Raw genomic sequence first — 14,975 nt, 5'->3', positions numbered from 1 at the left:
ATTAACCTTCGCTGCACGTTACTTCAGCGAAGAGGACTCATCATGAAATCATTGCAGGCAGTCATCACCGGCATCGCGCTCAGCGCTGTGGCAATCCTCGCCCATGCAGCAGAACAAACCGTTTCGGTCCCTGACAACGCGGGCTTGAAGTGGCAGGACGTGCCCAACACCCACAGTGCCGTCAGCTACGCCAACGTCGAAGGCGATATCTTTGGCAAGGGGCCGTATTCGGCTTATGTGAAATTCAGAAAAGGCACCGACAACGGCCTGCACCAGCACAGCCAGACCTTGCCGACAGTGGTATTGAGCGGGACGTTCTACGCAGTGATCGATGGCAAGCGCACCGAGTACCCGGCCGGGGCCTACTACAAACTGCCCGCCGACCTGGTGCATGAAAGTGGCTGCACGGCGGCTGCCGATTGCCTGTTGTTCCAGTATCAGGCCGATGCCTTTGACCTGAAACCGGTCAAAGGTTGAGAGGCCGGGGCCGCCTTGCGGCCCCAAGCTTCACTCAGAAGTCGAAGAACACCGTCTCCCCTTCCCCCTGAATACGGATATCGAAACGATAGGCCGTCTTCCCATCCACTTCGCAACGCTTGGCAACCAACGTCTCACGGCGCTGCGGCTGCTCGATCAGGTTGAGCACCGGGCACTTGGCGTTGGCTTCGGCTTCATCGTCGAAATACAGGCGCGTGTGCAGGTGGATGTTGATGCCACGGGCAAACAGGCTGATGTTGATGTGCGGCGCCATCGGCACGCCAGCAGCATTGTTCACCACACCCGGCTTCACCGTTTGCACGGTCCATTCACCGGCATCGAAGGTGGTGGCGGTGCGGCCAAAGCTGTTGAAGGCGTTTTCCAGGTTGTATTGATCCTGGTACTGGCCGGCGGCATCGGCCTGCCACAGCTCCAGGAACGAATCGCGCACCAGGTGCCCGTTACCGTCATAGACCTGGCCGATCAACAGGATGTGTTCACCCGGTGCTTCTGGCTTGGCCAGGCGGTTCCAGATTTCCTGGTCGCGGGTCGGGTTGCCGGCCGCTTCCAGGGCCAGGCCGATGTGCACGTAGGGGCCGGCAGTCTGCGAAGGGGTTTCCGGCAGCAGTTCGATTGGCATGGCGGGGTCCTCAGCAGTTTTCGAAGTGGGTCTTGCGCTGGCCGCGCAGCACGATGTCGAAGCGGTACGCCAGGCAGTCCATCGGGTTGGCGTTGCTCATGTCGAGCTTGGCGATCAACTGCTGCACAGCCTCGGGGTTGGCGATCGACTTGACGATCGGGCACTTCGGGATCAGCGGGTCGCCCTCGAAGTACAGCTGGGTGATCAGCTTGGTGGCGATCGACGGGCCGCTGATGCCGAAGTGAATGTGCGCAGGGCGCCAGTCATTCGGGCCGTTGCGCCATGGGTACGGGCCGGGCTTGATGGTGCGGAAGCTGTAGTAGCCGTCGCGGTCGGTCAGGCAACGGCCAACGCCACCGAAGTTCGGGTCCAGCGGGGCCAGGTAGCGGTCGTTCTTGTGCCGGTAGCGGCCGCCGGCATTGGCCTGCCACATTTCTACCAAGGTGTTGGGCACCGGTTTGCCGTACTGGTCGACAACCCGGCCGGCAACGATGATGCGCTCACCGACTGGCAGGCCACCGTTGTTGAAGTTCAGCAGCAGGTCATGGTCGTGGGCACCGAAACCCAGGTGGGTGAAATCCGGGCCGGTGGTTTCGCTGATCGACTGCGGGATGCTGACCAGTGCCTGGCGCGGGGAGCGGGCAATGGACGTCTTGTAGTCGGGGGTCAGGGCTTTGGGGTGCCAGTTGCGATCACGGATCACGAAGCGGCTGGTGTCCTGGGCGGGCATGCCGTTTTCCTCTCTTGGTATTATCAAAACGCCTGTACGTGGCAGGCGGACTTGCAGTTTCGGATAACTCGCGTGGGATGAATACTGAAATCAGCCCCTCAATACATAACCATATGGTTATGGCTTAACACCTTTGGCTGACACCTTTCGCTGAGGTGAACTAGTCTTTGTCTTCTTGTTTCACGCTCCGGAGAGCATTCATGGAATGGCGAAAAGGCCGACGCAGCGACAACGTGGTCGATGCCCGAGGCGAAGGTGGCGGTGGTGGCGGCATGCGCTTTGGCGGCGGCAAGGGCCTGGGGCTGGGGGCGATCCTGCTGATCGTGGGCATTGGCTGGCTCACCGGGCAAGACCCGCTGCAGATCCTTGGCCAGCTCACCGGGCAAATGCAACAGCAACAGCAGGCACCCAGTAGCGTGGGCACCAAGGCGCCGCCGGCCAATGACCAGCAGGCCGAATTCGTCGCCTCGGTGCTGGGTGACACCGAAGACACCTGGAAGGCGCTGTTCTCCCAGGCCGGCAAGCAGTACCGCGACCCCAAGCTGGTGCTATTCAACGGCCAGGTCAACTCTGCCTGCGGCTTCGCTTCGGCGGCGGTGGGCCCGTTCTACTGCCCGGCCGACCAGCGGGTGTACCTGGACATGTCGTTCTTCCGCGAGATGGAAACCCGCTTCGCCGCAGCGGGCGACTTCGCCCAGGCCTATGTCATCGCCCACGAAATCGGCCACCACGTGCAGACCCTGCTCGGCGTGTCGGCCAAGGTTGATGCGGCACGCCGCAATGGGCAGCGCATGGAGGGCGACAACGGCTTGCTGGTACGCCAGGAACTGCAGGCCGATTGCCTGGCCGGGGTGTGGGCGTATCAGGCACAAAAGCGCCTGAACTGGCTGGAGCCAGGGGACGTCGAGGAAGCACTGAATGCGGCCAACGCCATTGGTGACGACCGCCTGCAGCAGAAAGGCCAGGGGCGCGTGGTGCCCGACTCTTTCACCCACGGCACCTCGGCGCAGCGCGTGCGCTGGTTCAAGGCTGGCTTTGCCGAGGGCGAAGTGAACAGCTGCGATACCTTCAGTGCACGTAACCTGTGACACCCTGCGGGGCTGCCTGGCAGCCCCCGCTTCAACCGGACGACCGGTTACAAATCTGCTGAAAAAGCGTTTCAGCTTCCAGATTCATTGCCGATAACCCCTGCACGAATCAGCGGGCACCCAGAACAACAACGCCTTGCGATCGACGATCAAGAGAGCGAAAACAATTTCTGGAGTGCGTGCATGAACAGCTGGTTTGCCAACATCAGCGTCAACCTCAAACTCGGCCTGGGCTTCGGCCTGGTGCTGATCCTCACCGGCCTGCTGGCCCTGACTGGCTGGACCAGCCTCGGCAGCCTGATCGACCGCAGCAACTGGATGAGCGATATCAGCCAGCTCAACAAGGACCTGACTGACCTGCGCATTGCCCGCCTGCAGTACATGATTGCCAACGGCGACGATGCGGCGGCTGCCAACACCCTGGCCAAGCTGGATACCTTCAGCAACCAGCAGCAACGCCTGGTCGGCTCGTTCAAGAGCCCGGAGAACGTCAAACTGCTGCACGACCTTGGGCAGACCATCAGCCAGTACAAGGTGTCGCTGGGCACCATGCGCGCAGGCTACAACGCCACCCGCGCCGCCCGCGATGCCATGAATGTTTCTTCAGCCAAGGCCGACCAGGCCATGGATGCCCTCAGCCAGGACGTCATGGCACGCCTCGAAAGTGACAGCGTGCGCTTGGCCCAGTACCAGCTGATCAGCAAGGCCCGCCAGCAACTGCTGCAGGTGCGCATCGACGTGCGCGGCTACATTGCCGATAACAGCGCGGCCAACGAGCAGGCTGCGCTGCGCCAGCTCGAAGCGGCGCTGGCCGAGGTCGACAACCTCAAGCGCCAGCTGCCCACTGCTGATGCCCGCCTGCAACAGTTCGAACAGTCGGTGCTGGCCTACCGTGACGCCGTGCGTCAGTTCCGCGATGCCCTCGCCGATATCACCAGCGCACGCGCAGAAATGACCGTCCAGGGCGCCGACATCGTCAAGACCAGCGACGCGCTGTACAAGATCCAGCTGGAGCGCCGCGACATCGAGAGTGCACAGGCCCGCAGCCTGCAGGCCATCGCGACCCTGCTGGCGTTGCTGGTAGGCATACTGGCAGCGGTGCTCATCACCCGGCAGATCACCCGCCCGCTGCAGGAAACCTTGCAAGCGGTGGAACGCATCGCGGGCGGCGACCTGACACACGACCTGCGTGTCACCCGCCGTGATGAGCTGGGCGTGCTGCAACAGGGCATCGCCCGCATGGGCACCACCCTGCGCGAACTGATCAGCGGCATCCGCGACGGCGTCACCCAGATCGCCAGCGCCGCCGAAGAGCTGTCGGCCGTTACCGAACAGACCAGCGCAGGTGCCAACAGCCAGAAGGTCGAAACCGACCAAGTGGCCACCGCGATGCATGAAATGGCGGCAACCGTTCAGGAAGTCGCCCGCAACGCTGAGCAGGCCTCGCATGCCGCCACCGGTGCCGATGACGAAGCCCGTGCCGGCGACCGTGTGGTCGGTGAGGCAATCAGCCAGATCGAACGCCTGGCCGCAGAAGTGCACCGCTCCACTGAAGCCATGAGCCTGCTGCAGCAGGAAAGCCAGAAGATCGGCAGCGTCATGGACGTGATCAAGTCGGTGGCCGAACAGACCAACCTGCTGGCGCTGAACGCCGCGATCGAAGCCGCCCGTGCCGGCGAGGCGGGCCGCGGCTTTGCCGTGGTCGCCGACGAAGTGCGCGGCCTGGCGCAGCGTACGCAGAAGTCCACCGAAGAGATCGAAGAGCTGATCGCCAGCTTGCAGCACGGCACCCAGCAAGTGGCCACGGCCATGCAGGGTAGCCGGACCCTGACCGACAGCAGCGTCGAACTGGCACGCAAGGCCGGTGCCTCGCTGGAAAGCATCACCGGCACGGTGTCGAACATTCAGTCGATGAACCAGCAGATTGCGGCGGCGGCGGAAGAGCAGAGCGCGGTGGCGGAAGAAATCAGCCGGAGCATTCTGAATGTGCGGGATGTGTCTGAGCAGACCGCGGCGGCCAGTGACGAGACGGCGGCGTCCAGTGTTGAGCTGGCGCGGTTGGGGGGGCAATTGCAGATGCTAGTGAGCCAGTTCCGTGTCTGATCTCTGAAGCGCATTCGCGGGGCAAGCCCGCTCCCACAACCTGATAGTTTGTGGGAGCGGGCTTGCCCCGCGAACGGACTCCCCGCACGCTGGAAGCTATTACTTGACGACCATCCCCACCCCGCGCCCACGCGGGTCCGACGCCGTCTCAAGCTTCGCCCCGTTCACCCGAATGGCCTGGATATCGCCCATCTCCCAGCCTTGGTCTTCGAGCACGTAACCCATTTTCTTCAGGTCGTCCGCTACCGGCCCGGTCAGCGGCGCATAGCTGTCGAAATAAAGGGTGTCCTTGGGCAGCAACTGATGGTGCACGCGCTGTGCGGCCACCGCCTTCTCAAGTGGCATGCCGTAGTCGTACAGGTTGTTCATCACCTGGAAGATCGACGTGAAGATCCGCGAACCGCCCGGCGTGCCGATCACCAGCTCGACCTTGCCATCGCGGGTCATCAGGCTTGGGCTCATGGATGACAGCATGCGCTTGCCGGGCTCGATGGCGTTGGCATCACCGCCGACCACGCCAAAGGCATTGGCCGCCCCCGGTTTGGCGCTGAAGTCGTCCATCTCGTCATTGAGCAGGAAGCCGGCGCCCTTGACCACCACACCACTGCCGTAGTCGAGGTTGAGGGTGTAGGTGTTGCTGACCGCATTGCCCTGCTTGTCGACGATCGAGAAGTGCGTGGTCTGGTGCGGTTCCAGGCCCGGCTTGACGTCGTCGGTTGCCGAAATGGCCTTGGGGTTGACCTGCGCGGCGCGCTTGGCCAGGTAATCCTTGGCAATCAATTGATCCACCGGCACCTTGGTGAACGCCGGGTCACCCAGGTAGTCGGCGCGGTCGGCGAACACGCGCTTCTCGATCTCGGCCAGCAAGTGGATGTACTGCGCAGAGTTGTGCGCGACGCCTTTGAAGTCCGCCGCACGGTCTTCCTTGATACCCAGCAGCTGGGCCAGGGCCACACCGCCAGAGCTTGGCGGCGGCGCGGTGTAGACCACGTTGCCACGCCAGCTCAGGGCCATCGGCTCACGCCAGACGGCCTTGTAGTCCTTGAGGTCTTGCTTGGTGATCAGGCCTTTGTCCGCCTGCATCTGCGCCACCAGCAGGTCGGCGGTCTTGCCCTGGTAGAACTCGCTCACGCCCTTGTCGGCAATGCGTTCGAGGGTCTGGGCCATCTCGGGCTGCTTGAACAGCTCGCCCACCTTCATGGTGCCGAAATAGTCGTTGAAATTGGTCGCGGTCTTGAACAGGCCTTGGGCATCGTTGCGATACTGGTACTGCTTTTCGGCGATCTTGAAGCCGTTTTTCGCATAACCGATGGCCGGGGTCAGCAACTCGCTCCAGGGCAGCTTGCCGAACTTCTGGTGCGCCTCCCACAACCCCATCACCGTGCCGGGCACGCCGGCGGCGCGCACGCCAACCAGGCTCAGGTTCTCGATCACTTCGCCCTTGTCGTCCAGGTACATGTTGCGGCTGGCGGCCTTGGGTGCCACTTCGCGGTAGTCGAGGAAGTAGGGTTTGCCGTCGACGAACAGGGTCATGAAGCCACCGCCGCCGATGTTACCAGCTTCAGGGTAGGTCACCGCCAGGGTGAACGCCGTTGCCACGGCGGCGTCCACGGCGTTGCCGCCTTTTTTCAGAATATCGGCGGCCACCTGTGCGCCATATTGATCAGGCGCGGCCACTGCGCCACCCTCAAGGGTGGCCGCAAAGGCCGAGGAACAGCTCAGGATAGCGGCTCCGAGGGCCATGGACTGGAACAGGACAATACGCATGACACTTCCTTGGTGTTGTTTTTGTTGATCAGTCAGTAAGGCCGAAGCGCGTCGACTGCGCAATCCAACGTAGGAAGTTGCGCCGCCTTTGGGCAGGATTTGTCGCGTTCAGGCAACTCAGCAGGCGTACATCGCCAGCTTGCGCTGGATGAAGTCGAGGAAGCACTGGATGCGCAGCGCCAGCTGGGTGTTGCGGTAATACACCGCATGGATCGGCTGACGGTACCCGTTGTTGGCATCGCCCAGCAGCACCTGCAGGCGGCCGCTGCGGATGTCTTCGTGGGTCATGAAGTGCGACAGGCTGACGATGCCCTCCCCGGCCAGGGCCAACTGGCGCAGGGTCTCGCCGCTGGAGGCGATCAGCGCAGGGCGGATCGCCCAGCGGTCGCCCTGGGCATGGCGCAACGGCCAGTGGTTGAGCGACTCAGGCTGGCTGAACCCCAGCAGGCAGTGGTTGGCCAGGTCTTCGACGTGCTGCGGCGTGCCATGGCGTTCCAGGTAGGTAGGGCTGGCCAGCACCTGCACCGGGCTGCAGCCCAGGTTGCGGGCGTGCAGGCTGGAATCGGCCAGCTCACCGATGCGGATCGCCACATCGGTGCTTTGCTCCAGCAGGTCGATGATCAGGTCGTCGGTGTTGAGTTCCAGCTCGATGCCGGGGTACTGGCGGCGGAATTCGCCGATCCAGGGCAGGATGGCATGCAGCATGAACGGCGCAGCGGCGTTGATGCGCAGGCGCCCAGTGGCGGTCTGGCGGTTCATCGACAGGCGCTCTTCCATCTCGTCCATCTGTTCCAGAATCACCCGCGAGCGCGCCAGGAAGAAACGGCCTTCTTCGGTCAGGTCCATGCGCCGGGTGGTGCGGTTGACCAAGGTGGTGCCGAGTTTGGCCTCCAGGCGCGACAGGGTGCGGCTGACGGCGGACGGGGTCTGGCCCATCTGCTCGGCAGCGGCGGAGATCGAACCGCAGTCGATCACGGCGACGAATACCTGGAGTTCTTCGGATCGGGTTTTCACGCGCTTGGCCTTGGCTGGAGTGTGCGGTGATAGATAGCGGGTCAGTCGGGTCTGTGCAAGGTGGCTGCTGTGCAGCCCCTGTCACAGGCGCTTACGCAGCCTTGCCAAACACCTTGCCCAGGTGCGCTTCATAAGCGGCCAACGCCGCTGGTACATCCGGGCGCTTCATTACATCCACCGCCAGGAAGGTCGGCAACCCGGTCATGCCGAGGAACTGGTTGGCCTTGTGGAACGGGAAGTACACGGCGTCCACACCCTTGCCCTCGAAGAAATCGCCAGGGTTGTCGAACGCTTGCTGCGGGGCATTCCAGGTCAGCGACAGCATGTACTGCTTGCCCTGGATCAGGCCACCGCTGCCGTACTTCTGCGAAGCATCCGAGCGGGTCCGGCCGTCGCTGGCGTACAGGCTGCCGTGCCCTTCGGTGAAGACATCATCGATGTACTTCTTCACCGTCCACGGTGCGCCCATCCACCAACCGGGCATCTGGTAGACCACCACATCCGCCCAGAGGAACTTCTCGACCTCCTCCTGCACGTCGTAGCCACCGTCGATGAAGGTCTGGCGCACGTCGAAACCGGCACGGTCCAGATGAGCGAGCGCCGCTTCGTGCAGGGTCGCGTTGAGGCGGCCATCGGAGTGAGCGAACTGTTTACCGCCGTTGAGCAAAAGGATCTTTTTCATGCTGGCCTCGATGTGTCGATGTCGATCCGAGGCCTGATTGCCTTGATCGAGTCAAATGGGATGACCGGCAGATTAGGGAGTCGCTGGCCTGGGAAAAAGCAGGCATGAGGCAAAATACAATTGACTTGAAATCACGAATGACCAAGCCATTATTGCCTTAGAATCGTTTCATCATTCACCAGCGAGTAGCGATCCATGAGCGAGCAGTACGCTTTTATCCTCAAAGCCAAGACCCGCCCGGAAATGGCCGAAGCCTTCGAAACCCTGTTCCGCGCCTATGTCGAACCAAGCCGCCAGGAGCCGGGCTGTATCGAGTACCACATGCTGCGCGACAAGGCCGACCCCAGCCTGTTCGTGTTCTACGAGGTGTGGGCAGACAAGGCGGCACTGGATGTGCACTCGGCCCTGCCGCACATGGCCGCGTTCTTCGAAAAGCGCATGGACTACCTGGAGCGCGAATTCGATGTCCAGTTGATCGACATGCTCAGCGCCGCCTCTGCTAACCGTTGATCAGCAAATGGCCGCCGAGCACGGCCAGGCCGATGAAGAAGCAGCGTTTGAACAGCGCCGCGCTGATGCGCTGGCGCAACCACTGGCCCGCCAGCATGCCCACCAGCGCTGGCGCCAGCATCAGCAGTGACGCACCCAGCGCCTGGCCGCCCAAGGCATCTTGCCCGGCCAGGCCCAGGGCCAACGCCACGGTCGAGACCGTGAACGCCAGGCCCAGCGCCTGGATCATCTCGTCACGGTTCAAACCCAGGCTTTGCAGGTACGGCACTGCCGGCATCACGAACACCCCGGTAGCGGCCGTTACCACGCCCGTCACCAGCCCGCAGATCGGCCCCAGCCACCACTCCCGCCTGTGCGCCACGCTCAGCCCCGAGCCAATCAACCCATACACGGCATAGGCCACCAGCGCTGCGCCAAGCGCATGCACCGCCCAGGGGCCGCTGTTGATGCCCAACCAGGCGCTGCCGGCCAGGGTGCCGACGAAGATCATCGCCAGCATTGGCCCCAGCCGCCGCAGCAGCGCCAGCAGATGGCCGCCGGCCGCCAGTTGCCAGAGGTTGGTGAGGGTCGAAGGTACGATCAACAAGGCGGCAGCCTGCGCGGGCGGCATAGCCAGCCCCAGCAGCCCCATGGCGATGGTCGGCAGCCCGAGGCCGATGACACCTTTGACGGTGCCTGCCAGCAGGAAGGTAATCACCACCAGCAAAGTCAATGCCGGGCCGAGGGTCTGATAGAACGCGATCAAGGTATTCATGCCGCCATGATGGCGTGCGGCTGGCTGGCTGAAAATCTGCCATATACTCAGCCAGACTATCGCCAGGACAGAGGCACATGCACTTCGACCTGATTGACCTCGCGCTTTTCCGGCACACCCTGGAGTGCGGCAACATCACTGCCGGCGCGCGCCGCAGCCACCTGTCGCTGCCCGCTGCCAGCGCCCGTATTCGCGCCATGGAAGCCTCCCTGGGTACACCGCTGCTCGCGCGTAATCGCCGTGGCGTACAGCCGACCCCAGCCGGCCAAGCGTTGCTGCAACATGCCCGGCTGATCGGGCAGCAGGTCGAGCGCCTGCAGTTCGACCTGGCTCACTATGCCCAGGGCCTGCAAGGCCAGGTACGGCTGCTGTGCAACACGGCGGCGCTGACCGAATACCTGCCCGAGTTGCTGGCCTGCTACCTTGCCGACCACCCCGCCGTCAGTGTCGATGTCCAGGAGCTGCCGAGCTTGCACATCGTGCAATCGATCACTCAGGGCATGGCGGACCTGGGGATCATCTCGAGCGCAGCGCCCAGTGAGCATCTGCAGACCCTGCCGTTTCGCGATGACCCACTGGTGCTGGTGACACCCCTTGAGCACCCCTTGGCGGCGCACCCTGCCCCGAGCTTCATCGACAGCCTCGCCCATGGCCATGTCGGGCTGGGGGCGGACAGCGCCTTGGCGTTGTACCTGGAGGAACAGGCACTGCGTGAGGGCAGGCGTATGCGCGTACGGGTGCGGGCCGATGGCTTCGATGGGGTGCTGCGCATGGTCGCGGGCGGCGCGGGGGTGGGGGTGGTGCCACTGGCTTCGGTGAAGCGCTGGCAAGGGCTGTTGCCGCTGCACTGGGTGGCGCTGCACGAGGGCTGGGCCAATCGCCAGCTGCTGGTGTGTGCACGGGACTTCGCCGCATTGCCGGGGTATGCCGCGGGTTTGGTCAGGCGCTTGACCAGCCGGCCAAGCGCGGTTGTGTAGGCGCGCAAATCTGGCGACCGCGCTTGCCGCCAGGCGGGCTCTTTGCCCACAATCAGGCTGCACCAAGAAAAGGAGTTTCCAGTGCCATCGATCTACCAGCTCAAGCCCCGCTTCCAGGCCCTGCTCCGCCCCGGCGTGAAGCGCCTCCACGAGCGCGGCGTCACCGCCAATCAGGTCACCGTCGCCGCCGGCCTGGTGTCGGTCCTGCTGGGCCTGCTGCTGGCAGGCCTCAGCCACATCACTTGGCTGTTCATCCTGATCCCGGTGTGGATGCTGCTGCGCATGGCCCTCAATGCCGTCGACGGCATGCTTGCGCGCGAATTCGGCCAGCAATCCAGGCTCGGCGCCTACCTCAACGAACTGTGCGACGTGATCGCCGACGCCGCGCTGTACCTGCCCTTCGCCCTGTTGGCCGGCGTCTGGCCGAGCCTGGTGGTGCTGGTGGTACTGAGCGCCACGGTGAGTGAATACGCCGGGGTAATGGGCCCGCTGGCAGGCGCATCCAGGCGCTACGACGGGCCGATGGGCAAGAGCGACCGGGCATTTGCCTTCGGCGTGCTGGGCACCGCCGTAGCCTTCGGCCTGCTCGACGCCAACTGGCTGAACGGCCTCTTGCTGGTCATCTTCGCGCTCTCGCTCTATACCCTCTACAACCGGGTTCGCCGAGGGCTGGCCGAAGCCCGCTGAGCCCATCGCCCCGGACAAGGATTCTCGCCATGCGCCAAGCGCAATCGCTGCATTTCTCCACCCATGACGGTGTCGAGCTGCACTACCGTCATTGGCCCGCTACCCGCAACGAACACCAGCCACGCCGTGCCGTGGTGATGTTCCACCGTGGCCACGAACACGGTGGGCGCATGGCCCACCTGGCCGACGAACTGGACATGCCAGGCTACGACTTTTTCGCCTGGGACGCCCGCGGCCACGGCCAGTCGCCAGGTGCCCGCGGCGACAGCCCGGGGTTCGCCACCAGCGTGCGCGACGTGCAGACCTTCATCGAGCATCTGCAGACCGTGCATGGCATCGCCGAGCAGGACATGGTGGTGCTGGCGCAAAGCGTCGGCGCCGTACTGATCGCCACCTGGGCGCACGACTACGCGCCCAAGGTGCGCTGCCTGGTGCTGGCCTCGCCAGCGTTCAAGGTCAAGCTGTACGTGCCCTTCGCACGCCCTGGCCTGAAACTGCTCAAGGCCGTGCGCGGCAACTTCTTCGTCAACAGCTACGTCAAGCCGCGCCTGCTCACCCACGACCCCGAGCGGGTCATGTCGTATGTGGCCGACCCGCTGATCAGCCGGCCAATTTCTGTGACCATGCTGTTGGGCCTGTACGACGCGGCCGACCGCGTAGTGGCGGACGCCCAGGCGATCCAGGTGCCGACCCAGCTGCTGGTCTCGGGTGCCGACCTGGTGGTCGAGCGCAAACCGCAGGTGCGCTTCTTCGAGCGCCTGGGCAGCGCGCGCAAGGAAATGCACACCCTCCTAGGCTTCTTCCACGACACCCTCGGTGAACGCGACCGCGCCCATGCACTCAGGCGTATCGAGCGTTTCGTCGGGCATTGCTTCGACAGCCCTGTGCAGGCCCCTTCGCTGCTCGATGCCGACAAGGTCGGCGCCAGCTGCGCAGAGGCCGAGAGCCTGGCCGCGCCCTTGCCGCGCAACTCGCCGCGCGACCTCTACTGGCGTGCCACCCGCGCCGGCCTGCGCCTGGGCCAAGGGCTGGCCGAAGGCGTGAAGCTGGGGTTCGACACCGGCTTCGACTCCGGCAGCACCCTCGACTACGTCTACCGCAACCAGGCAACAGGCAAAGGCACGCTGGGCCGCATGATCGACCGCAACTACCTCGACGCCATTGGCTGGCGCGGCATACGCCAGCGCAAAGTGCACGTCGAAGCGCTGCTGCGCGAGGCCATCACCCGCCTGCGCGCGCAGCAACGGCCGGTGCATATCGTCGACATCGCCGCCGGCCATGGTCGCTACATCCTCGAAGCCCTGCAGGACCTCGAACAACTGCCAGACTCGATCCTGCTGCGCGACTACAGCGAGCTGAACGTGCAACAAGGCAGCGCATTGATCGCCGAAAAAGGCCTGGCCGAGGTTGCCCGCTTCGTCCAGGGCGATGCCTTCGACCGCGCCAGCCTCGCGGCGCTGCAGCCAGGCCCTACGCTGGCGGTGGTATCCGGCCTGTACGAACTGTTCCCCAGCAACACCCAGGTAGGCAACTCTCTCGCTGGCCTGGCCGATGCCGTCGAAGAGGGCGGTTACCTGGTCTACACCGGCCAGCCCTGGCACCCGCAACTGGAAATGATCGCCCGCGCCCTGACCAGCCACCGCGGCGGCGAAGCGTGGGTAATGCGCCGGCGCAGCCAGGCAGAGATGGACCAACTGGTCGAGGCGGCGGGCTTTCGCAAGCTGGCCCAGCGCATCGACGAATGGGGCATCTTCAGCGTCAGCCTGGCGCAACGGGTGCGTGAATGAACCCACCGCGTGAGCCCGGGCTGATCCGCCGTGGCGTGCTCTGGCTCCTGCTGCTGGGGCCGTTCTTCTTCCTCAGCTATGGGCTGGTGAACACCCACACCGCCGGGCGCAGTGATGTCGGCAGCCTGGTGTTCGGCTGGGAACAGCACATGCCGCTGTGGCCGTGGACGATCATCCCGTACTGGTCGATCGACCTGCTGTATGGCTTGTCGTTCCTGCTGCCGCGCACCCGCCGGGAGATGGACCGGCATGCCCTGGCGTTGCTCACGGCACAGGTGATCAGCGTGAGCTGCTTCTTGCTCTGGCCGCTGCGCTTCACCTTCGAACGGCCCGAGATAGGTGGGCTGTATGGCGGGTTGTTCGATGTGCTGATGGGCTTCGACAAGCCTTACAACCAGGCGCCATCGCTGCATATCGCCTTGCTGGTGATCATCTGGGCGATGTTCGCCCGGCACGTGCACCGCCAGCCCTGGCGCTGGGCCATGCACAGCTGGATGGCGCTGATCGGCGTGTCGGTGCTGACCACCTGGCAGCATCATTTCATCGACGTGCCCACCGGCGCGCTGGCGGGGTTTGCCTGCCTGTGGCTATGGCCGCGCCAAGGGCTGTTGCCGTGGCAGCAGGCGCGGCTGGCGCGCGATCGTAAATGTTGGCGGCTTGCGCTCTACTACGGTTTGGGGGCGTTGCTGTGCGCGCTGGCGGTGTTCACGGCAGGTGGCGCATGGCTGTGGTTGGCATGGCCTGGCGTGGCGCTGCTGCTGGTGGCGCTGAACTACAGCGTGTTCGGTGCCGGCGGTTTTCAGAAAGACACGCAGGGGCGCTTGTCGGCTGCTGCCTCCTGGCTGATGGCGCCCTACCTGATCGGGGCGTGGATCAACTCACGGCTATGGACCTGGCGCCGTCCGCAGCCAGACGCGGTATGTGACGGTGTATTCCTGGGGCGGCTACCTGGGCGTGGCGAAGGTGGGCAGTTCGCTGCCATCGTCGACCTTTGCGCAGAGCTGCCGCGCCGTTCGGCCGGCACTGGCCCCTTCGCGCAGCAGGGCTATCGAGCGCTCGCCACCCTGGACCTGATCGCCCCCGACAGCACCCTGCTGCACGACGCCGCCGCCGCCATCGAGCAACTGCGCCCTCAAGGCCCCTTGCTGGTCTGCTGCGCCTTGGGTTACTCGCGCAGCGCCAGCGCCGTGGCGGCGTGGCTACTGCTCACTGGCCGCTGCCCCGACGCAGAGCAAGCCGAGCAGCGGGTTCGCCAGGCCCGCCCTGGCGTGGTCTTGCACCCCGCCCATCGGCAGGTGCTGCAACAGCTAGGCGCGCAGCGATGAGCCTGCACCTGATCGCCAGCCTGCTGGCCCGTGGCCGTCAGCTGGAGCACCTGTCGGACGGCATCACCCTGTTGGCCCTGGGCTATGGCCTGGCCCCCTTGCTGGGCGCACAACTGCCTGCCCTGGCCAGCCTGTTGTGCGCCGTGTTGCTGGTGCTGGGTGTGCTGCACAAGTACTGGGCCATCCGCGTCGCGCTGGACGCCGAGCTGTTCGCCCGCCTCGCCAGCAGCCCTGACCTGCCAGCCGACACCCAGGCCCTGGACCGCGCCCTGTTCGACCTCAACCTCAAACCGCATGCCACCGACAGCCGCGACTGGCCCGCCCGCAGCCACGCCGCGCTGGCCCTGCTGCGCCGTCAGGCCGCGTGCCTGGGCCTGCAACTGTCGCTGACCTTGGCTACCCTGCTGACACTGCCTTTTACCGGATGACTACCG

At 64.5% G+C, this 14,975-nt stretch carries 15 protein-coding genes; 9 read left to right on the top strand and 6 right to left on the bottom strand.

What is annotated here, in order from left to right; all coding sequences use genetic code 11:
* Positions 1-42 precede the first annotated feature (42 nt).
* Positions 43-477, top strand: coding sequence for a cupin domain-containing protein (locus HU770_RS06290; RefSeq protein ID WP_186658896.1), 435 nt, complete (start codon positions 43-45; stop codon positions 475-477).
* 34 nt (positions 478-511) lie between these two features.
* On the opposite strand, the gene pcaG is transcribed toward HU770_RS06290, so the two are convergent.
* Positions 512-1,117: a protocatechuate 3,4-dioxygenase subunit alpha gene (gene pcaG / locus HU770_RS06285; RefSeq protein WP_033702952.1), complete on the bottom strand. Its 606-nt coding sequence runs from the start codon at positions 1,115-1,117 to the stop codon at positions 512-514.
* Between the two features lie 10 nt (positions 1,118-1,127).
* Complete coding sequence (gene pcaH / locus HU770_RS06280) at positions 1,128-1,847, bottom strand: protocatechuate 3,4-dioxygenase subunit beta (protein WP_033702953.1); 720 nt, start codon at positions 1,845-1,847, stop codon at positions 1,128-1,130.
* A gap of 200 nt (positions 1,848-2,047) precedes the next feature.
* Here pcaH and HU770_RS06275 point away from each other — a divergent pair, with 200 nt between their 5' ends.
* On the top strand, positions 2,048-2,935 hold the full coding sequence (locus tag HU770_RS06275) for a neutral zinc metallopeptidase (RefSeq protein ID WP_095064169.1): 888 nt from the start codon (positions 2,048-2,050) through the stop codon (positions 2,933-2,935).
* A gap of 183 nt (positions 2,936-3,118) precedes the next feature.
* Positions 3,119-5,038 (top strand): methyl-accepting chemotaxis protein, encoded by a 1,920-nt coding sequence (locus tag HU770_RS06270; protein ID WP_186663323.1) that lies wholly within the window; start codon positions 3,119-3,121, stop codon positions 5,036-5,038.
* Positions 5,039-5,137: 99 nt separating this feature from the next.
* Here HU770_RS06270 and ggt read toward each other — a convergent pair whose 3' ends face one another.
* From ggt to HU770_RS06255, 3 genes are all read right to left on the bottom strand, one after another.
* Positions 5,138-6,805 (bottom strand): gamma-glutamyltransferase, encoded by a 1,668-nt coding sequence (gene ggt / locus HU770_RS06265; protein ID WP_186658906.1) that lies wholly within the window; start codon positions 6,803-6,805, stop codon positions 5,138-5,140.
* Positions 6,806-6,922: 117 nt separating this feature from the next.
* On the bottom strand, positions 6,923-7,819 hold the full coding sequence (locus HU770_RS06260; protein ID WP_033702958.1) for a LysR family transcriptional regulator: 897 nt from the start codon (positions 7,817-7,819) through the stop codon (positions 6,923-6,925).
* A 91-nt stretch (positions 7,820-7,910) separates the two neighbouring features.
* A complete protein-coding gene (locus tag HU770_RS06255) occupies positions 7,911-8,501 on the bottom strand; it encodes an NAD(P)H-dependent oxidoreductase (protein WP_156311108.1) in 591 nt (196 codons plus the stop codon).
* Positions 8,502-8,696: 195 nt separating this feature from the next.
* Between HU770_RS06255 and HU770_RS06250 the strand changes: the two genes are divergently transcribed.
* On the top strand, positions 8,697-9,011 hold the full coding sequence (locus HU770_RS06250) for a putative quinol monooxygenase (RefSeq protein ID WP_033702960.1): 315 nt from the start codon (positions 8,697-8,699) through the stop codon (positions 9,009-9,011).
* On the opposite strand, the gene HU770_RS06245 is transcribed toward HU770_RS06250, so the two are convergent.
* Positions 9,001-9,765, bottom strand: coding sequence for a sulfite exporter TauE/SafE family protein (locus HU770_RS06245; RefSeq protein WP_156311106.1), 765 nt, complete (start codon positions 9,763-9,765; stop codon positions 9,001-9,003). The genes HU770_RS06250 and HU770_RS06245 overlap by 11 nt on opposite strands.
* 77 nt (positions 9,766-9,842) lie before the next feature.
* On the opposite strand from HU770_RS06245, the gene HU770_RS06240 reads away from it, so the two are divergent.
* The 5 genes from HU770_RS06240 to HU770_RS06220 all read left to right on the top strand — a co-directional run bounded on the left by HU770_RS06240 (position 9,843) and on the right by HU770_RS06220 (position 14,969).
* A complete protein-coding gene (locus tag HU770_RS06240; protein ID WP_156311105.1) occupies positions 9,843-10,742 on the top strand; it encodes a LysR family transcriptional regulator in 900 nt (299 codons plus the stop codon).
* Between the two features lie 81 nt (positions 10,743-10,823).
* Complete coding sequence (locus HU770_RS06235) at positions 10,824-11,429, top strand: CDP-alcohol phosphatidyltransferase family protein (RefSeq protein ID WP_095064164.1); 606 nt, start codon at positions 10,824-10,826, stop codon at positions 11,427-11,429.
* A gap of 29 nt (positions 11,430-11,458) precedes the next feature.
* Positions 11,459-13,216, top strand: a complete 1,758-nt coding sequence (locus HU770_RS06230) for a bifunctional alpha/beta hydrolase/class I SAM-dependent methyltransferase (RefSeq protein ID WP_186663322.1) — start codon at positions 11,459-11,461, stop codon at positions 13,214-13,216.
* The gene (locus HU770_RS06225; RefSeq protein ID WP_033702965.1) at positions 13,213-14,541 is read left to right on the top strand and encodes a phosphatase PAP2/dual specificity phosphatase family protein; all 1,329 of its coding nucleotides are present in this window, start codon (positions 13,213-13,215) and stop codon (positions 14,539-14,541) included. The genes HU770_RS06230 and HU770_RS06225 overlap by 4 nt, the downstream gene beginning before the upstream one ends.
* Positions 14,538-14,969 (top strand): hypothetical protein, encoded by a 432-nt coding sequence (locus HU770_RS06220; RefSeq protein WP_033702966.1) that lies wholly within the window; start codon positions 14,538-14,540, stop codon positions 14,967-14,969. Before HU770_RS06225 ends, HU770_RS06220 begins: the two co-directional genes overlap by 4 nt.
* Positions 14,970-14,975 lie beyond the last annotated feature (6 nt).

The sequence above is a fragment of the Pseudomonas sp. SWRI68 genome (assembly GCF_014269165.1).
Lineage (GTDB): Bacteria > Pseudomonadota > Gammaproteobacteria > Pseudomonadales > Pseudomonadaceae > Aquipseudomonas > Aquipseudomonas capeferrum.
The sequence above is the reverse complement of the archived record's forward strand: the minus strand, read 5'-3'. Positions and strand labels throughout refer to the sequence as shown.